This is a genomic window from Streptomyces sp. NBC_01549, from assembly GCF_026339955.1.
Classification (GTDB): Bacteria; Actinomycetota; Actinomycetes; order Streptomycetales; family Streptomycetaceae; genus Streptomyces.
Genome location: NZ_JAPEPW010000001.1, coordinates 1,902,063 through 1,919,879 on the forward strand (window position 1 = coordinate 1,902,063; position 17,817 = coordinate 1,919,879).

20 protein-coding genes are annotated in these 17,817 nt (G+C 70.2%); 15 read left to right on the plus strand and 5 right to left on the minus strand.

Annotation, left to right across the window (positions count from 1 at the left end; all coding sequences use genetic code 11):
- Positions 1 to 26: 26 nt before the first annotated feature.
- The 4 genes from OG819_RS08180 to OG819_RS08195 form a co-directional block, all read right to left on the minus strand.
- Complete coding sequence (locus tag OG819_RS08180) at positions 27 to 566, minus strand: hypothetical protein (RefSeq protein WP_266648692.1); 540 nt, start codon at positions 564 to 566, stop codon at positions 27 to 29.
- A 75-nt stretch (positions 567 to 641) separates the two neighbouring features.
- Positions 642 to 1,145, minus strand: coding sequence for a hypothetical protein (locus OG819_RS08185; protein WP_266648693.1), 504 nt, complete (start codon positions 1,143 to 1,145; stop codon positions 642 to 644).
- A 123-nt stretch (positions 1,146 to 1,268) separates the two neighbouring features.
- Positions 1,269 to 1,988: a DUF4328 domain-containing protein gene (locus tag OG819_RS08190; protein WP_266648695.1), complete on the minus strand. Its 720-nt coding sequence runs from the start codon at positions 1,986 to 1,988 to the stop codon at positions 1,269 to 1,271.
- Positions 1,989 to 2,223: 235 nt separating this feature from the next.
- Positions 2,224 to 3,846 carry a glycoside hydrolase family 20 protein gene (locus OG819_RS08195; protein ID WP_266648697.1) on the minus strand — a complete coding sequence of 541 codons (1,623 nt, stop codon included), beginning with the start codon at positions 3,844 to 3,846 and terminating at the stop codon, positions 2,224 to 2,226.
- 357 nt (positions 3,847 to 4,203) lie between these two features.
- Here OG819_RS08195 and OG819_RS08200 point away from each other — a divergent pair, with 357 nt between their 5' ends.
- The 13 genes from OG819_RS08200 (at position 4,204) to OG819_RS08260 (ending at position 12,955) form a co-directional block, all read left to right on the plus strand.
- Positions 4,204 to 4,716 carry a 2-oxo-4-hydroxy-4-carboxy-5-ureidoimidazoline decarboxylase gene (locus OG819_RS08200; protein ID WP_266648699.1) on the plus strand — a complete coding sequence of 171 codons (513 nt, stop codon included), beginning with the start codon at positions 4,204 to 4,206 and terminating at the stop codon, positions 4,714 to 4,716.
- Between the two features lie 146 nt (positions 4,717 to 4,862).
- Positions 4,863 to 5,243 (plus strand): succinate dehydrogenase, cytochrome b556 subunit, encoded by a 381-nt coding sequence (gene sdhC / locus OG819_RS08205; protein ID WP_121405616.1) that lies wholly within the window; start codon positions 4,863 to 4,865, stop codon positions 5,241 to 5,243.
- A gap of 5 nt (positions 5,244 to 5,248) precedes the next feature.
- Positions 5,249 to 5,740, plus strand: coding sequence for a succinate dehydrogenase hydrophobic membrane anchor subunit (locus OG819_RS08210; protein WP_266436789.1), 492 nt, complete (start codon positions 5,249 to 5,251; stop codon positions 5,738 to 5,740).
- A gap of 24 nt (positions 5,741 to 5,764) precedes the next feature.
- Positions 5,765 to 7,519 carry a succinate dehydrogenase flavoprotein subunit gene (gene sdhA / locus OG819_RS08215; protein ID WP_266436792.1) on the plus strand — a complete coding sequence of 585 codons (1,755 nt, stop codon included), beginning with the start codon at positions 5,765 to 5,767 and terminating at the stop codon, positions 7,517 to 7,519.
- The gene (locus tag OG819_RS08220; protein WP_266436794.1) at positions 7,519 to 8,298 is read left to right on the plus strand and encodes a succinate dehydrogenase iron-sulfur subunit; all 780 of its coding nucleotides are present in this window, start codon (positions 7,519 to 7,521) and stop codon (positions 8,296 to 8,298) included. Before sdhA ends, OG819_RS08220 begins: the two co-directional genes overlap by 1 nt.
- Positions 8,299 to 8,380: 82 nt before the next feature.
- Positions 8,381 to 8,521, plus strand: coding sequence for a hypothetical protein (locus OG819_RS08225; protein ID WP_266627852.1), 141 nt, complete (start codon positions 8,381 to 8,383; stop codon positions 8,519 to 8,521).
- Complete coding sequence (locus tag OG819_RS08230) at positions 8,500 to 8,718, plus strand: hypothetical protein (protein WP_266627850.1); 219 nt, start codon at positions 8,500 to 8,502, stop codon at positions 8,716 to 8,718. The genes OG819_RS08225 and OG819_RS08230 overlap by 22 nt, the downstream gene beginning before the upstream one ends.
- On the plus strand, positions 8,711 to 9,889 hold the full coding sequence (locus tag OG819_RS08235) for a M23 family metallopeptidase (protein WP_266648701.1): 1,179 nt from the start codon (positions 8,711 to 8,713) through the stop codon (positions 9,887 to 9,889). The genes OG819_RS08230 and OG819_RS08235 overlap by 8 nt, the downstream gene beginning before the upstream one ends.
- A 120-nt stretch (positions 9,890 to 10,009) precedes the next feature.
- The gene (locus OG819_RS08240; RefSeq protein WP_266585077.1) at positions 10,010 to 10,423 is read left to right on the plus strand and encodes a VOC family protein; all 414 of its coding nucleotides are present in this window, start codon (positions 10,010 to 10,012) and stop codon (positions 10,421 to 10,423) included.
- Between the two features lie 106 nt (positions 10,424 to 10,529).
- Positions 10,530 to 10,937, plus strand: coding sequence for a hypothetical protein (locus tag OG819_RS08245; protein WP_266585075.1), 408 nt, complete (start codon positions 10,530 to 10,532; stop codon positions 10,935 to 10,937).
- A 5-nt stretch (positions 10,938 to 10,942) separates the two neighbouring features.
- Positions 10,943 to 11,500 carry a DCC1-like thiol-disulfide oxidoreductase family protein gene (locus OG819_RS08250; RefSeq protein ID WP_266648703.1) on the plus strand — a complete coding sequence of 186 codons (558 nt, stop codon included), beginning with the start codon at positions 10,943 to 10,945 and terminating at the stop codon, positions 11,498 to 11,500.
- A gap of 11 nt (positions 11,501 to 11,511) precedes the next feature.
- Positions 11,512 to 12,282 carry a TetR/AcrR family transcriptional regulator gene (locus OG819_RS08255; RefSeq protein ID WP_266627842.1) on the plus strand — a complete coding sequence of 257 codons (771 nt, stop codon included), beginning with the start codon at positions 11,512 to 11,514 and terminating at the stop codon, positions 12,280 to 12,282.
- Between the two features lie 76 nt (positions 12,283 to 12,358).
- Positions 12,359 to 12,955: a Uma2 family endonuclease gene (locus OG819_RS08260; RefSeq protein ID WP_266648704.1), complete on the plus strand. Its 597-nt coding sequence runs from the start codon at positions 12,359 to 12,361 to the stop codon at positions 12,953 to 12,955.
- On the opposite strand, the gene OG819_RS08265 is transcribed toward OG819_RS08260, so the two are convergent.
- On the minus strand, positions 12,948 to 15,356 hold the full coding sequence (locus OG819_RS08265; protein WP_266652624.1) for an MMPL family transporter: 2,409 nt from the start codon (positions 15,354 to 15,356) through the stop codon (positions 12,948 to 12,950). The two genes, OG819_RS08260 and OG819_RS08265, sit on opposite strands and share 8 nt — an antisense overlap.
- Positions 15,357 to 15,549: 193 nt before the next feature.
- On the opposite strand from OG819_RS08265, the gene OG819_RS08270 reads away from it, so the two are divergent.
- Together OG819_RS08270 and OG819_RS08275 are read left to right on the plus strand one after the other, a co-directional pair.
- Entirely contained in the window at positions 15,550 to 16,239 is a 690-nt protein-coding gene (locus OG819_RS08270) for a response regulator transcription factor (RefSeq protein WP_054233711.1), read from the plus strand.
- Positions 16,240 to 16,352: 113 nt separating this feature from the next.
- Positions 16,353 to 17,789 (plus strand): HAMP domain-containing sensor histidine kinase, encoded by a 1,437-nt coding sequence (locus OG819_RS08275; RefSeq protein ID WP_266591368.1) that lies wholly within the window; start codon positions 16,353 to 16,355, stop codon positions 17,787 to 17,789.
- Positions 17,790 to 17,817: the final 28 nt, after the last annotated feature.

The window sequence follows — 17,817 nt, forward strand, 5'->3', positions numbered from 1 at the left end:
CACAAGAACCCCTCAGAGGAACAGGTTTACGACCGGCCGCGCGCCCGGCGCGACACCACCGCGCGCAGGACGCGCCGCCCCTCCGTCGACACCTCCAGGGCCGGGCGCAGTCCGCCCGCGCCGCGGCCCGCGAGCAGTTCCAGGACAGCGACCTGACGGCGCAGTTCGGCCGCGACGAGGGGACCGTCGCCGTCGGCGGCGACATCGAGGAGCCGGTGGATCTGCAGGGCCGCCACCGAACAGGCGTCGGCCCAGGGGCGCAGGGCGGACGTACAGGGGTCGTCGGGAGCGGCGGCGAGCATACGGCGGGCGAGTACGGCGGCCTGGTCCTCGTCACCCGCCGCGACCTCGGGGCCGGGCTCGGCGGAGTCCAGTTCCGCCCGCGCCTCGGCCAGCCGTTCGGCCCAGGCACCGCCGCCCGCGCCGCCGTCCGCGAGGCTCGACCAGAGCGGACGCAGGACCTCGTCGTCGCCGCCCAGCAGGGGCACGCACCGATCCAAACAAGCCAGTCCGCTCGCCGCCAGACCACGCTCGTCGGCCTGAGCGATCAGGTCCACCAGGCTCATCACGCCTCCCTCGACAGCGCGCTCCCGCTTACGGAGCACGCACTTTCCCTTACTGCGTGCTCCGGAGCGGGAGTGTCACAGGGGCACCACCCCGAGCCGGTCGAGGAACCGGAAGAATAGGTTTTCGGCCAAGGGATCGGCGTCCGCGGTCAGCACGGCGAGCAGGGGCTCGGCGACCACCGTGTGCCCGGCCTCCGCAGCCCAGGCGACGGCCCGTGCGGCGGCGTCGGAGGGCTCCAGGAAGTAGTCGTCGACGGTGAGCCCCTCCTCGCTCTGCCCGAGGTGCGCGGCCATCGCCGTCCGCGCCAGACAGGTCGTCCACGCGCCGCTCCCCGGCCCGGCGGCCTCGACGACCACGCAGTCGCTGTCCATGACGTACCCGAAGAGCGCGGGCGATCCGGTCTCCCGGGCGAGCGTGTTCATGCTTCCGACGTCGCCGTCACCGCTCGGGTACTCCCACACCTGCCAGCCGTCGGGCGCCGTGGTCCGCAGCACCATCCCGTGCGCTCCGCCCAGCGCGTCCAGCTCGGCGAGCGGCCGCTCGCTTCTGCCCACGACGTAGTAGCCCCAGTAGCCCATGCCGGTTTCCCCCCAGTGGTGTTTCGGTTCGGCCGCGCCGAATACACCACAGGGGTAAGGAAGTTGGCCAGGGAATCGGCCGAACCGGCGCGCCGCCTGCCTCCAACGGCCCGACGCCGGCTGTCAGCCGTGGTCCCTGACGGGCGCCGGGACCGGCTCACCGGGCGGGCCCGGGCCGCGCAGGGCCTTCTCGTTCTGCATCCGGGTCAGCCGCAGGACGACGAGGACGGCGAGGACGGCGGCCACGAGGCCGGTGACTTCCGCGAACAACACGTCGCTCGCGGCGACGTAGAGCTCCACGACAGTCTCGGCCTCGCGGTAGCTGACGAACCCGGCCCGGCCGACGACCAGCGTGATGATCCACATCGCCCACCAGGCGTTGACGAGCCCATGCGAGGTGCGGGAGCCGGCGGGGCAGCTCGCGTCCCAGGTGTTCAGCATGATCCGGCGCGGGAACCAGAGGTTCACCAGCGGCACGAACCAGCCCCAGCCCGTCCAGGCGCGCCCCATTTCCTGCCCGAACGGGTCGAACACCTCGGCGTTGATCCGCACCCGGTAGAACCAGACGAGGTAGACGACGACCGTGGCGGCCAGGGAGACCAGTTGCACGACGCCGACCGCGGCCATGACCGAGTCCGCGTGAACCGCGTCCCGCTGGAGCGCCTCGCCGACCCCGCCGTCCAGGATGGTGCCCGTGACGTCGTACACCCTGACGCCCGCCCAGATCGCGAAGAGATCCACGGCGACGACCACGCCGAGCAGCACCGCGACCGCTCGCCCGAGGCCGACCGGCGAGGCCGGCCAGGCATTCCCGTGCGGCGGGGGCAGAGTGCCCACCGGCATGGGTGCGGGGGCGGGTGCGGGCGCCTCGGCGCACACGGAACACAGCCCGCCGGGCATCGACGCGGCGAATTGCCGGCAGCGCTGACAGATCAAAGGAACCCCCGGATCACCTGCACAAGAAACCGGGCGCGCCCCCTCCCCAGGAGCACACCCGCCACACACGTACGTGGAGCACGCGGAACATACGGTTCACCGCACCCGTACGTCCAGTCGATTCGGGTTCGACCCGGACGGCTCAACCCAGCCGGTTCGCCAGGCTCTTGAAGTCCGTCCAGGACAGCGTGGGCCGGCCCGGATCCCACAGCTTCTGGATCGTGGCGCGCAGCGGCATCCTGATCCCCGCCGCCACCTGGTCCTGGGTCTGCGCGTTCGCGAGGTCGGACCAGACGGCGAAGCTCCCGCCGAGGATCTGGCCGTCGTACTTCGCGGGGACCGGGGTGGTGCCGCGCAGGACGAGCGGGGTCCACTGCTCGTAGATGCGCTGCCCGGTCGGGTAGACGAAGGTCTGCGGCTCACCGAGGACGTAGTAGAGGTACTCGTCGTTGTAGTTGATGAGCTCCCGGCCCGCGCTCAGGTACTCGACGGGGGGGCGCGCGCCGAGCTCCTTGCCGGTCCAGTACGCGACCTCCAGGCTCTTGTCCGCCTGGACCGTGCCGCCGCGGAAGAACCCGTCGTTCCAGGCCCGCAGGGTCCGGTCGTGTCCGCGCATCACCTGGGCGCGGTCGTTGAGCCAGCCGGTGGTGAGGTCCGCGACGGTGGCGCTGGGGCCGTAGGCCTGCTTGGCGGCGGCGGCCAGCTGCGGGAAGGAGGTCGACGGGCTGGCCACGGTCAGCGCCTGGTACTCGTCGCCGCCGAGGTGCCAGTACGGGCCGGGGAAGAGACCGGCGTACTCGTTCAACAGGTCGTCGACGATGGCCGCCGCGGCGGGTTTGGAGATGTCGACGGTGCCGCGCGGGGCGGTTCCCGAGGCGCTGCGCAGCTGGAGGTCGGGGTGGGCGGCGATCACGGCGCCGAGGTGGCCCGGCGAGTCGATCTCGGGGACGACGTGGATATGGCGGCTCTCCGCGAGGGCGACGATGTTGCGGACGTCCGTCTTGCTGAGGTGGTCCTTCGACACGATCTCCGGGTGCGTGTCCGACTGGATGCGGAAGCCCTGGTCGTCGGAGAAGTGCAGACCCAGCTCGTTGTACTTCAGATCGCCCAGTTCCCGGATCCGGTCCTCTATCCAGGCCGCGGAGTAGGGCTTGCGCGCGATGTCGATCATGAACCCGCGGCGCGGCTTGGCGGGCTGGTCGCGCACGACGCCTTCGGGCGCCGTACCGCCGCCGTGCACCTCCTGCTTGAGGGTGCGGGTGCCGTAGAAGACGCCCGCCTCGCCGGGCGCGGAGATGGTGACCCGGCGGTTCTTGACGGTCAGTGTGTACGACTCCGGGTCGGCGTTCGTGGTGTTCAGACCGAGTTCGACATCCCCGTCCTTGGGCGCCGTCTGTCCGGCGTACGACAGTTTCAGCTCGCCGGCGAGCAGCTTCCCCTCGTCGGCGAGGCCCGCGTCGTCGACGACCACGCGGGCTCCCGCGGCGGGACGCCAGCCGGGGCCACGCGCCGGGGTGTGCTCACGTACGGCGGGGATGGTGCGAGGGGTCTGGGAGAGGGGGTACGTCCGGGTCGGCGTGGGGGACGGTGCGGCCCCGGTCCGGCCCGGGGTGACGCTCGCCCCGGTCGGCGTGCCCGCGTCGGCGGACGGCCACAGCGCGACGGTCGCCACCACGGCACCCGTCACCGCCGCCACGCCGACCGCTATGAGTACCGGCCGCTTCCCGTCCCGCACCGGCGCCCGTCGTCGCCTGCCCGTGCTCACCGCACCACGCCCTTCGCTCGGGTAATCGAGGCCCACGCCCTGACGTACGCATCGAGTGCCTCGTACACCTCACGTCGTACACCCCCGGATGTTCCACGGTCCCCCTCTCCACGTCACCCGTCCACCGCAGGTTCCGAAACTCTCCCGTCCGGGTGAAATTCGGGCATCCGTCGGGCAGGTCCCGTCAATCGTCGATAATGTGGCGGCACAACTCTCACTTCTTCCCCCGCCTCACCACACGTGACGTTCACAGGACGTCACGGCATCCCGTCGACATCCCACCGCCGAGGACCCACGCTGCCTTCGCACCGTCTTCCACGCCTCCCCGGCCAGGTCGCCCTACCCGAGCAGAAGAGCGTGCCGTCGTCCCCGGCGCGCCTGGAGCCGTTTAACTCCGCGCCCGCCGACTCCGCCGTGCGCGCGCTCCTGACCTGCTGCCACAGCCTGCGCTGGGCCCACCGGCTGGCCGACCACCGGCCCTATCCTGACCTGGACGCCCTCCTCGCCGCGGCCGACGAGGCGGTGTACGACCTCACCCCGGCCGACCTCGCCGAGGCCCTCGCCGGCGAGTCCCTCACGCCGCTCCCGGACGGCGCGTACTCCGCCGCCCACACGGCCCTGAGCGCGGCTCACGCGGCCTACGAAAGCCGGTTCGGACACGTGTTCGTCATCTGCGTGGACGACTCCTCCCCGGACGAGGCCCTGGACCAGGTGCTCGCCGGAATCCGGTCACGACTGACGCACGATCCCGAAGAGGAACGGCTCATCACGTCGGAGGAGCTGCGCCGCCTGGCCAGGGGCCGCCTGACACGCCTTCTCGGGGAACCGGGTCCCCGACCCGCCCGGAATAGCCCGAACGTGCCTGATTGATTGCCAGTTTGATCACATAGATAGGGCCGCTGTAAACGTTCCGACAACTCGTCGCTACGATGGCCAGGGCCGGTGGACCGTACCCGGCCGGGCCGACCGACACAGAAGCCGGCAGGCCCCAATCCCCGCTCCCGGAGGGTTCTTCCGTGCCGGCTGGAACGCTGTACCGCGGCCGGGAAGGAATGTGGTCCTGGGTGGCTCATCGAGTCACCGGCGTCCTCATCTTCTTCTTCCTGTTCGTACACGTGCTGGACACCGCTCTCGTCCGTGTCTCCCCCGAGGACTACGACAAGGTCGTGTCCACGTACAAGACGCCGATCGTCGCGCTACTGGAGTACGGCCTCGTCGCCGCCATCCTCTTCCACGCGCTCAACGGCCTGCGTGTCATCGCCGTCGACTTCTGGTCGAAGGGCCCGCGCTACCAGAAGCAGATGCTCTGGTCCGTCGTCGGTATCTGGGTCGTGCTGATGGCCGGGGCCCTGTACCCGGTCCTCGGTCACGCATTCCGCGAAGTCTTCGGGAGCTGACGCAGATGTCCACTACTGAGACCGCCGCTTCCGGTATCGGCCCCGTCGAGGGCGCGGGAGAGTTCTCCGCGTACAGCGTCGACAACCCGGCGCCGCTCATCGAGGCCCCGCGCAAGCGCACCAAGAAGACCCCGAAGTCCACCCGCGGCAACTTCGAGATGTACGGCTGGCTCTTCATGCGCCTGTCCGGCATCGTCCTGGTCGTCCTGGTCATCGGCCACCTGCTCATCCAGCTCGTCCTCGACGGCGGTGTCTCCAAGGTCGGCTTCGCGTTCGTCGCGGGTCGCTGGGCGTCCCCGTGGTGGCAGGCCTGGGACCTCGCGATGCTGTGGCTCGCGATGCTGCACGGCGCGAACGGGCTGCGCACGGTCATCAACGACTACGCGGAGCGCGCGAACACCCGCCTGTGGCTCAAGGGCCTGCTCTACACCGCCACGGTGTTCACCATCCTGCTGGGCACGCTGGTGATCTTCACCTTCGACCCGAACATCCGCTAGGCACGGGGCTGAGGTAACCGACTCATGCAGATCCACAAGTACGACACCGTCATCGTGGGCGCCGGCGGCGCCGGCATGCGCGCCGCCATCGAGGCGACGAAGCGCAGCCGCACCGCCGTGCTGACGAAGCTCTACCCCACCCGCTCCCACACGGGCGCGGCGCAGGGCGGCATGGCCGCCGCGCTGGCCAACGTGGAGGAGGACAACTGGGAGTGGCACACCTTCGACACGGTCAAGGGCGGTGACTACCTGGTCGACCAGGACGCCGCCGAGATCCTGGCGAAGGAGGCCATCGACTCGGTCCTCGACCTGGAGAAGATGGGCCTTCCCTTCAACCGGACGCCCGAGGGCAGGATCGACCAGCGCCGCTTCGGTGGTCACTCCCGCAACCACGGCGAGGCCCCGGTCCGCCGGTCCTGCTACGCCGCGGACCGCACCGGCCACATGATCCTCCAGACGCTGTACCAGAACTGCGTCAAGGAGGGCGTGGAGTTCTTCAACGAGTTCTACGTCCTCGACCAGCTGATCACCGAGGTCGACGGCGTCAAGCGGTCCGCCGGTGTGGTCGCCTACGAGCTGGCGACCGGCGAGATCCACGTCTTCCAGGCGAAGTCCGTGATCTACGCGTCCGGCGGCACCGGCAAGTTCTTCAAGGTGACGTCCAACGCGCACACCCTGACGGGTGACGGCCAGGCGGCCGTCTACCGCCGTGGGCTGCCGCTGGAGGACATGGAGTTCTTCCAGTTCCACCCGACCGGCATCTGGCGCATGGGCATCCTGCTGACGGAGGGCGCCCGCGGTGAGGGCGGCATCCTCCGCAACAAGGACGGCGAGCGCTTCATGGAGAAGTACGCGCCGGTCATGAAGGACCTCGCGTCCCGTGACGTCGTCTCGCGCTCCATCTACACGGAGATCCGTGAGGGCCGCGGCTGCGGTCCCGAGGGCGACCACGTCTACCTCGACCTCACGCACCTCCCGCCGGAGCAGCTCGACGCCAAGCTCCCGGACATCACGGAGTTCGCGCGCACCTACCTCGGCATCGAGCCCTACACGGACCCGATCCCGATCCAGCCCACCGCGCACTACGCCATGGGCGGCATCCCGACGAACGTCCAGGGCGAGGTGCTCAGCGACAACACGACCGTCGTCCCGGGCCTGTACGCCGCCGGTGAGGTCGCCTGTGTGTCCGTGCACGGCGCCAACCGCCTCGGCACCAACTCGCTCCTGGACATCAACGTGTTCGGGCGCCGCGCCGGCATCGCCGCCGCCGAGTACTCCGCGAAGGCCGACTACGTCGAGCTGCCCGAGAACCCGGCCTCCCAGGTCGTCTCGCAGGTCGAGCACCTGCGCAACTCCACGGGCACGGAGCGGGTCGCCGCGCTGCGCCTGGAGCTGCAGGAGTGCATGGACGCCAACGTGATGGTGTTCCGCACGGAGCAGACGATCAAGACGGCGGTCGAGAAGATCGCCGAGCTGCGCGAGCGCTACCGGAACGTCTCGATCCAGGACAAGGGCAAGCGGTTCAACACGGACCTGCTCGAGGCCATCGAGCTGGGCAACCTGCTCGACCTGGCCGAGGTCATGGCCGTCTCCGCGCTCGCCCGCAAGGAGTCCCGCGGCGGTCACTACCGCGAGGACTACCCGAACCGAGACGACGTCAACTTCATGCGCCACACCATGGCGTACCGCGAGGTCGGCGACGACGGCACCGAGTCCATCCGTCTCGACTACAAGCCGGTCGTCCAGACCCGCTACCAGCCGATGGAGCGTAAGTACTGATGGCTACCCCGACCCTCGACAAGGCGGACAGCGCCGGCCAGCCCGAGGCGGGCTTCGCCGACTCGCCGTACATCACCGCCACCTTCCGCATCCGCCGCTTCAACCCCGAGGTCTCGGCGGACGCGGTCTGGGAAGACTTCCAGCTGGAGATCGACCCTAAGGAGCGCGTCCTCGACGCCCTCCACAAGATCAAGTGGGACCAGGACGGATCCCTCACCTTCCGTCGCTCCTGCGCGCACGGCATCTGCGGCTCGGACGCCATGCGGATCAACGGCAAGAACCGCCTCGCCTGCAAGACGCTGATCAAGGACATCAACCCTGATAAGCCGATCACGATCGAGGCCATCAAGGGCCTGACGGTCCTCAAGGACCTGGTCGTCGACATGGACCCGTTCTTCCAGGCGTACCGCGACGTGATGCCCTTCCTGATCACGAAGGACACCAACGAGCCGACGCGCGAGCGACTGCAGTCCGCCGAGGACCGCGAGCGCTTCGACGACACCACGAAGTGCATCCTGTGCGCGGCGTGCACGTCGTCCTGCCCGGTCTTCTGGAACGATGGCCAGTACTTCGGCCCGGCGGCCATCGTGAACGCGCACCGCTTCATCTTCGACAGCCGTGACGAAGCGGGCGAGCAGCGCCTCGAGATCCTCAACGACAAGGACGGTGTGTGGCGTTGCCGCACGACGTTCAACTGCACGGACGCCTGCCCGCGCGGTATCGAGGTCACGAAGGCGATCCAGGAAGTGAAGCGCGCACTGATCACCCGCCGCTTCTGACCTTCCGGCCGGCCTTCCGGTCGTACGGCGCCGTGGGCCCCGTTCCCCTTGTGGGAGCGGGGCCCACAGTCGTTGGCGAACCGTGGCCCGCACGGTCGCGCACAACCTGGTGGCGTATCCGATCGTCTTCCCGACCGCGGTCCTGTACTTCGCCGCGGGCTACTGGAAGATCACCGTGAAGATACGGCAGGACGGCTTCGCATGTACTACATCACGGGACTGATGGGCTTCGGGCTGATGATCGGCGCGGACCGCAGCTGTCTGCGGGACGAGGACTACCGGTTCCTCAGAAAGCGTGCGGTCGGCGTCACTTCGCGCCTCGTCCAGCGGCTCCGCCCCGCCGGGACCGTCGGCGCCGAGCCCGCCAGGATCTCCGCGTTCGCCGTCCTCGCGCCTCGGGACGGGGCGGCCGATGCCTAGGCACGACAGCACCGAAGCCGCCCGCGCCCTGGAGCGCTTCCTGCTGGCCGACCCCGGACAGTGGGGCGAGCTGGCGCCGCGCGTCGTCGACGCCGTGGGCGACCGGCGGCTGCACGAAGTGGTCGGGGCGACCCTCGCCCACGTGGGAGACCTGCGCTCGGTCACGGACAGCCCGGACGGGCTGGTGGTCCAGGGAACGGCGGGGCGGACCCTGGCCTTCGCCGCCGCGGACGCCGGCGGACGGCTCACCAACCTCCGCCTCGCCCCCGGCCCCTACCGGCCGCCCCGGCTGCGCGTCCCGGCCGAGGCCCGCGTCGCCGTGGGCTGGACCCTGTGGTGCGTGCTGTTGGCCGTGTGCGTCGCGGCGTGCTGGACCGCCTCGTCGGTGGCCGGCTGGTGCGGCGACGTCCTCATCGTCGCCGCCGCGTACCTCCTCACGGAGGGGCTCCTCACGCCCGCCCGGCTGCCCTGGCGGCTGCGCCGGGCCATGGAAGCGGGCGGGCCCGTGGCGCTCGTCTCCGCCTGGCGGCTGCCCTCGCTGCCCGCTGGTCACCTCGCTACGGAGCTCGTGACCGGTCTCGTCCTGCTGGGCGGCGTCGCCGGCTACCTGGGGTGGGCGCGACGCCACCGCTGGGGGGCCGAGCTGTCGGCGCCCCTGTGCTTCCCGCTGCGCGACGGCACCTGGCTCATCGCCCAGGGCGGCGGCCCCGGCCTGAACCACCACGCGCCCCACCCCGAACAGCGCGGGGCGATCGACGTCATCGGCGTCGGCGCGCGCGGCGCCCGGCTGCGCTCCGGTGCCTCGCCGGACGCCTACCGGATCTACGGCGCGAAGCTGTACGCCCCGTGCGACGGGGACGTGGTCTCCGCCGCCGACGACTACGCGGACCAGGTCCCCGGCACCATCCGCTACGAACCCCCCTACGGCAACCACGTGTTCATCGACACCGGCAGTGAACTCGTCAAACTCGCGCATCTGCGGCCGGGCACCGTGACCGTGGCCGCCGGTGACCGGGTGTGCGCTGGCCAACTCCTCGGCGAGGTCGGCAACTCGGGCAACACCACCGAGCCCCACCTGCACCTGCACGCCGAGCGCGACGGACTCGGCCTCGACCTCCGCTTCACCGGCATCACCGGAACGCCGCACCGAGGACGCACGCTGCGTACCTGAAGGGCCCCGGCGTGCACGGCATGTGCGGCTGTCACGCGGCGCGCTCGGCCTTGCACCACCTGGGGGACCCGCGCGGTCAGCCACCGGGCTCCCGGGGCGGTCCGTACCTAATCTGATGGCATGTCAGATGATGTGTCGTACGAGCTGCTCGGTTTCGACAACGTACTGCTGCCCGTCGGGAACCTCGGCGCCGCGGTGGAGTTCTACGGGCGGGCCGGGATTCCGGTGGCCTTCCGGCTGGACGAGGCCGGGATCGCACTGCTCAAGGTGGGCAAGGAGACACCCGGGCTGCTGCTGCAGCTCGAGGAGGAACTCGGTCCGCGACCGCCGGCGTGGGCCTCGGCGCGGGTGTGGCTGGAGGTCCGGGACGCGCGGGCCACGGCCGACGCGCTGGCCTCGGCGGGCATCCAGCCGCTCGCCCCCGCCTTCCAGGTCGCCACCGGCTGGACCGTCGAGGTCGCCGATCCCTGGGGCAACGTCATCGGCTTCACGGACTACGGCAAGCGGCCCGAGTTGGGCCGCCCCCAGGCGTGACCCCTCTCACTCCGCCCTTCACCCCACCCTGACTTGAACATGTTCAAAAGCAGGTCTAGATTCCTTCTCGACAGCGTTTTGAACGCGTTCAAGAAGGGGTGGGGACATGGACCTCACGGTCGTCGCGTACGTCATCTATCTGCTGGTCAGCATCGCGCTGACCATCTGGGTGGCACGCACACTCAGCCACAACGGGCGGATCTTCCTCGCCGACGTGCTGCACGGGAACGAGAAGCTCGCCGACGCCGTCAACCACCTGCTGGTGGTGGGCTTCTACCTCGTCAACCTGGGCTTCGTCGCGCTCTATCTGAACGGCGACGACGACATCGCCAACGCCCGCGGGGTCTTCGAGGCCCTGTCGACCAAGCTCGGCGTCGTCCTGCTCGTCCTCGGGGTCATGCACCTCGGCAACGTGTACGTGCTCAACAAGATCCGGCGGCGGGGCGTCATGGAGCGGGAGCAGCTGCCGCCCGTCGCGCCGACGGACTGGGTCGCGCCGGCGGCCGGGGCGTGAGCACCATGACCGGCCTCGAGGCCGGCCCTGACCGGGACGCCGCGCGCGTCCCGGTCCTCGGGCTCACCGTCCTCTACGACGCGCGGTGCTCGCTGTGCACCTTCCTGCGCGACTGGCTGGGCAAGCAGCCCCAGCTGGTGCCGCTGCGGCTCGTGCCCGCCGGTTCCGAGCACGCCAGGTCGCTCTTCCCCGCCCTCGACCACCGCACCACCCTCGACGAGATCACCGTCGTCGGGGACGGCGGCCAGGTCTATCGCGGGGCCGCCGCCTGGGTCGTCTGCCTGTGGGCGCTGCGCGAGCACCGGCCGCTCGCCCACCGGCTGAGCACCCCGGCCGGGGCCCTGCTCGCCAAGGGCGCGATGCTCGCCGCCGCGAAGTGGCGCTCCGCGCACACCCAGCAGGGGTGGGGCGGGGGCGCGTACCGGCGGGGGGACGTCCGGAGGGGCGGCGCGCAGCGCCTCGTTGAGGGGCGGTGGTCGGGTGACGGGTGGGCGTACGAGCCGAGCGTCGGGTGGACGTACGAGCCTCCCGGCTGTGACAGCGACTCCTGTTCGACTCGTTAGGCTCTGTTTTCGTGCCAGCACCGACAGACAGCCCCGGCCCGGACGACACGAGCGCGCCCGGAAAGGCCCAGGAAAAGAACCCTGCCAAGAGCGAGCAGACCCGCGCCCTGATCCTGGAGACCGCGCTGCGGCTGTTCCAGGAGCGGGGGTACGACAAGACGACCATGCGGGCCATCGCCCAGGAGGCCGGGGTCTCCGTCGGCAACGCGTACTACTACTTCGCCGGCAAGGAGCACCTCATCCAGGGCTTCTACGACCGGATCGGCGCCGAGCACCAGGTGGCGATCCGGCCGGTCCTGGAACGCGAGAAGGATCTGGAGGCGCGGATCGCGGGCGTGTTGAAGGCGTGGCTGGACGTGGCGGAGCCGTACCACGAGTTCGCGGCGCAGTTCTTCAAGAACGCCGCCGATCCGGAGAGCCCGCTCAGCCCCTTCTCCCCCGAGTCGACGGGGCCGCGCGAGGAGGCCATCGCCATACACCGTGAGGTGCTCGCCGGGTCGAAGGCGAAGGTCCCGGAGGAACTCAGGGACGTCCTGCCCGAGCTGATGTGGCTGTCGCAGATGGGGCTCGTCCTGTACTGGGTCTTCGACCGCACAGAGGGGCGCGAACGCAGCTACCGGCTCGCCGAGCGCGGCGCCCGCCTCACCACCCGGGGCGTCTCACTGGCCCGCTTCCGGGTCCTGCGGCCACTGGTCCACGAGGTGCACGAGCTGTTCACGGACTTCCTGCCGGGGATGACGAAGATGCTGCCGGATCCGGGGCGGGGCTCCACGATCGGGTGACGCCGCCAGTACAGGACACGGGGGAGACGTCCGGCCTACGATGATGTTCTCGACACCAGCCCATGGGAGGCACGTGATGTCCGCAGCAGCTGTCGAGCGACCGCACGAGGACCGGCCGCTGATCGCCGAGGCGAACCTCATCATGGAGAGTCTTCCGGGCCGCCGCGTCGAGATCATCGGAGGCCAGATCCTCGTGAGCCCAGCACCGGACGGCCCTCACTCCGAGGCCCTGATGCTCTTCGCTGCCCCGTTCATGCAACTGGGCCTGGTGCGAGCTCTGCCGGGAATCGGCCTCTGGCTGCCCAGCGGTCCAGAGGACTACGTGATCCCCGACCTGTCGGTGGTCGACGACGACTACCGCCATCACCTGGTGGAGAACAGCTGCTACGACCCGACCTGCTTCCGCCTCGTCATGGAAGTCACCTCCACCAACTGGAAAACGGATCTGCGGGACAAGGTCGCCTCCTACGCCAGGGCCCGCATCCCCGTCTACGTCATCGTCGACCGCCAGCACCAGCGCCTCCACGTTCTCACTGATCCGGTCGCGGACCGCTACAAGGTGCATGGCATCCACACCGCCGACGAACTCGTCACGCTCCCCGAGTCCGTCGGCGGCAAGGTCACCCTCGATGTGAAAAGGATCCTCGAAGCCGGGCACCCCACGGCTAATTGACGGCGTCCACCTCCCCCTCCGTCAACTCCAGGTCGCACACCATCGGTTCGTCGGTCACGACGACATGCCGGGCGCGGGCGCCGTACGACGAGGCCGTCGCCGACAGCAGGTAGGTGCCCGGAGTCGGCACCGAGACGATGTACGAGCCGTCCGCCAGTGAGGTCACCCGGTCCAGTTGACGTCCGCCCTTGCTGAGCAGGGTGAGGACCGCCCCGTCGACCGGCGCGCCCTCCGCGTCACGGACGAAGCCGTGCACGACCGTCGGTCCTCCCGCCGAAGCCCGCGGCAGCGACTCCGCCTCCTCCGCCGGCTCCACCGCCAGGTGCGGCAACCGCTTCTCCAGACCCGCCGGCAGCCACCAGTTGGACTTGCCCAGCAGATGCATCGCGGCCGGCACCAGCGCCGTACGGAGAATGAACGCGTCGAGCGCGACCGCCGCCGCGAGGCCCACGCCCGCCATCGCCGCCCCCGAGTCACCGCTGAGGACGAAGGCGAGGAAGACGCAGACCATGATCAGGGCGGCGGAGTTGATGACACGGCTGGTCTCGGCGAGGCCGACCCGGACCGCGCGCGCGTTGTCCTTGGTGTGCACCCACTCCTCGTGCATCCGGCTCACCAGGAACACCTGGTAGTCCATCGAGAGGCCGAAGAGGAGGGAGAGCATGATGACAGGCAGGAAGGCGTTGATCGGGCCCTCCTTGCCGAGGCCCAGCAGGCTCAGCCCCCAGCCCCACTGGAAGATCGCGACGAGGACGCCGAAGGACGCGGCGGCCGCGATCAGGTTCATCAGGGCGGCGGTGAGGGGCACCACCAGGGAGCGGAAGGCGATCATCAGAAGCAGGAAGCCCAGGCCGATGATGGTGGCGATGAAGAGCGGCAGGCGGTCACCCGTGACGGTCGAGAAGTCCTTGGAGATCGCCGTCACGCCACCGACGTGCGCCTGAGCCCCCGCGTCCGGGATCACCTTGTCCCGCAGGGTGTCGATCAGCTCGTCCGTCTTCTCGGACTGCGGTGAGGTGGTCGGTACGACCTGGATCACCGTGACGCCCTGGGCGGGCGGCAGCGCCGCGACCTGGGCAACGCCCGCGGTCGAGCGGATGCCCTGCACCAGCTTGTTCGTGTCGCCGCTGGTGGAGACCACCTGGAGCGGGCCGTTGAAGCCGGGGCCGAAGCCCTCCGCGAGGAGGTCGTACGCCTTCCGGGTCGTCGTCGACGCGTCGTCGTTGCCCTGGTCGGTCGCGCCGAGCCGCAGCGACAGCACCGGGATCGCGAGGATCGCCATGACGACGAGGGCCATCGCGGCGATCGAGCGCGGGCGCTTCTGGACACTCGCCGACCAGCGTGCCGCGAAGCCACTGGCCCGCTCCGGCTCGGGACCGTCGGCGGCCAGCTTGCGCCGCTGGCGGCGGCTGAGCACCCGGGGGCCGAGGAAGCCAAGTAGCGCGGGCAGCAGCGTGACCGCCGCGAGCACGCTGAACACCACGGTGAGGGAGGTGCCGATGACCACGCCGTCCAGGAAGCGCAGGTTGGTCACGAGCATGCCGGCGAGCGCGATGCACACCGTGCCGCCCGCGAACAGCACCGCGCGGCCGGAGGTGTTGAGGGCGGTGACCGCCGACTCCTCCGGGTCCATGCCGCGCAGGATGCCGCGCCGGTGCCGGGTGACGATGAACAGCGCGTAGTCGATGCCGACGCCGAGGCCGATCAGTGTGGCGAGCAGCGGGGCCAGGTCGGGTACGGACGTGACATGGCTGAGCAGTTGGGTGGAGAACAGGCCCGTGCCCACCCCGAAGATCGCGATGCCGATCGGGAGGAGCATCGCGAAGAGCGAGCCGAAGGCGAGGAAGAGGACGACCGCCGCGGCCAGGATGCCGATCATCTCGGCGAGTCCGGTGGGCGGTTCCTGGACCCGCTGGATCGCCTGGCCGCCCAACTCGACGTGCAGTCCGCCGCGTTCGGCGCCCTGAGCGGTGTCGACCACGTCCTGCACCAGCTGCTTGGGCACCGCGTTCGCCTGCTCGGCGAAGGTGATCTGGGCATAGGCGATCTTGCCGTTGGCGCTGATCTGCGCCGCGCCCCGGTCGCCCGCGTACGGGCTGGTGACGCCGCCGACCCCCGCCATCTTGCCGATCTTCTCCAGCGCGGGCTGGATCCGGGACTGTACGGACTGATCCCGGACCGTACCCGTATCGACCTTCCACACCACCGTGTCGGTGTCGCCCGCGCGCTCCGGGAAGGCCTTCTCCATCTGGTCGTACGCGCGCTTGGAGTCCGTGTTCGGAAGGGAGAAAACGTTCGCGTAATCCGTGCCCGCGGTCGAGGCAGCGGCCCCGAGCCCGAGCAGCGCCCCCACCCACAGCAACAGGACCACCAGCCGGTGCCGATAGCACCACCGTGCCAATGTCGCCACGCTCAACGCTCCTTAGTCGACCGGTCATCCGGCCGTTCGGTTGTCGGTTGTCGGTTGGTCCCCCAGGTCCTGGACCAACCATCGACCGGCGCGCTCGAGCGACGACACAGACCGCCCATGACTCTCAAGGAACTCCAAAGGGCGAGCCTCCCCCTGACGCGACCCGCGTGCGGATACTGGGGGCATGACCGCTCACGAGGGTGCCACCGTTCTCGTCGTCGAGGACGAGCCGAGCATCGCGGACGTCCTCGCCATAGCCCTGCGCTACCACCGCTTCGAGGTGATGACCGCGGGCACCGTCCGCCAGGCACTCACGCTCGCCGAACGCACCCGCCCCGACGCGGCGCTGCTCGACGTGATGCTGCCGGACGGGGACGGGCGGGCGCTGGGCCGTGAACTGCGCCTGCGCCGACCCGATCTGGCGATCGTCTTCCTCACCGCGCGGGACGCGCCCGCCGAGATCGTCGGCGCGCTCGGCTTCGGCGACGACTACATCACCAAGCCGTTCAACATCGACGAGGTCGTCGCCCGGATCACGGCCGTCCTGCGGCGCACCCGCCCCGACGACGTCCTTCCGCAGCGCCCGCCCCTTCGCTACGGCGAACTCGAACTGGACGAGACGACGTACTCCGTACACCGCGGGGACCGCACGGTGGAGCTCACCCCCACCGAGTACGCCCTGCTGCGCTTCCTCGTCCGCAACGGCGGCCGGATCGTGCCCAAGGAGCAACTCCTGCGGCATGTCTGGCAGTACGAGCACTCCGCCGAGTCGACCGTCGTCGAGACGTACATCAGCTATCTGCGCCGCAAGCTCGAACCCCTCGGCCCACCGGTGATCCAGACCCGCCGGGGCGTCGGATACGGCCTCGCATGACCACCCCGGCACCCCCGGACCGGGGCGAGGTCGCGGTGCGTGCGGAGAATCCCGCCCTCCCGGAACCCGTACTCCGGGTCGAGTACGCCGTCTGTGCGGGGATTCCCGCGTATGTGAGTGTGCGGCGGGCCCGGCGTCACCACGGGATCCACTCGTTGCGCGGCAAACTGACGCTCGCGAACGTGGGGTTGCTGGCGCTGGGCATCATCGTGGCGACCGCCGTCAGCCTGATGGGCATGCGGCACTATCTGCTCGACCAGGTCGACACGGAACTGTCCAAGACGCGGGAGTCGCTGACCGGTTCGCGGCTCACCCTCCACCAGGTCGACTCGCTCACCGCACTCGCCTTCGTGCGCGACCGGATGGCCCCCGGCGCGGACCGGTCCGACAAGCCCGACTCGATCTTCGCGGCGGTGGACGGCCACGGGACCCCCCTCAGTGTCGGCGGTTTCAAGCCCACCGAGATCCAGCGCGCGCTGGTCGCCGCGGTGGACGACCCGAGCGCCCTCGCGCACGACCCCGCCCTGCACGACACCACCGTGCACGGCGCCTCCTACCGGGTCACCGGGGCCCGGCTCGCCGACGGCACGTACGTGCTGCTCGCCGCCTCCACCGACGCCCTGCACAAGGGCATCGCCAAGGCCCTCAAGCTCGATCTGGGCGTCGGAACCCTGCTGTTGGCGCTGCTCGCCGTGCTGACCATGATCAGCGTGAGCCGCCGGATGCGGCCGCTGGAGGACATGGTGGAGACCTCGTCCGCCATCGCCGAGGGAGACCTCACCCGACGCGTGCCCTCCAGCCACCATCCGACCCAGGAGGTCGAACAACTGCGGCTCGCCCTCAACTCCATGCTCCACCAGGTGGAATCGGCGTACCGGACCCGCGAGCGCAGCGCGGCGCAGCTGCGCCGGTTCGTCGCGGACGCCTCGCACGAGCTGCGCACCCCGCTGTCGGCGATCCGCGGCTACCTCCAGCTGTACGAGAAGGGCATGCTGCGCGAGCCGGGTGAACGCCGGCGGGCCTGGGACCGGGTGAACGCCGAGGCCGACCGCATGGGACGCCTCGTGGACGAACTGCTCATCCTGGCCCGCCTCGACCAGAGCCCCGAGCTGCGTTTCAAGAACGTCGACCTGAGCCGTCTCGTACGGGACGCGGCCGAGGACCTGCGGGCCCAGCAGCCCGGGCGTCCGGTGACCGTGGGCGCCGACGGGACGCTGCTGGTGCACGCCGACGAGTCGGGGCTGCGGCAGGTGCTGGGCAACCTCGTGGCCAACGTACGCACCCACACGCCCGCCGACGTGCCGGTGCGGCTCGGTCTCGAACGGGAGGATGGGATCGTACGGCTGTGTGTCGCGGACCAGGGGCCCGGGCTGGCGGAGGAGGACGCGGCGCGCATCTTCGACCGGTTCTTCCGGGCGGGCGGTGGCGCGGGCAGCGGGCTGGGGATGGCGATCGTGCAGGGAGTGGTGGCCGCACACGGGGGTGAAGTGACGGTACGGACGGCGCCGGGAGCGGGGCTCGATGTCACGGTGACGCTTCCGACGCGGTGAGCTGCTTTAACAAGCGCAGTGAGGTGCT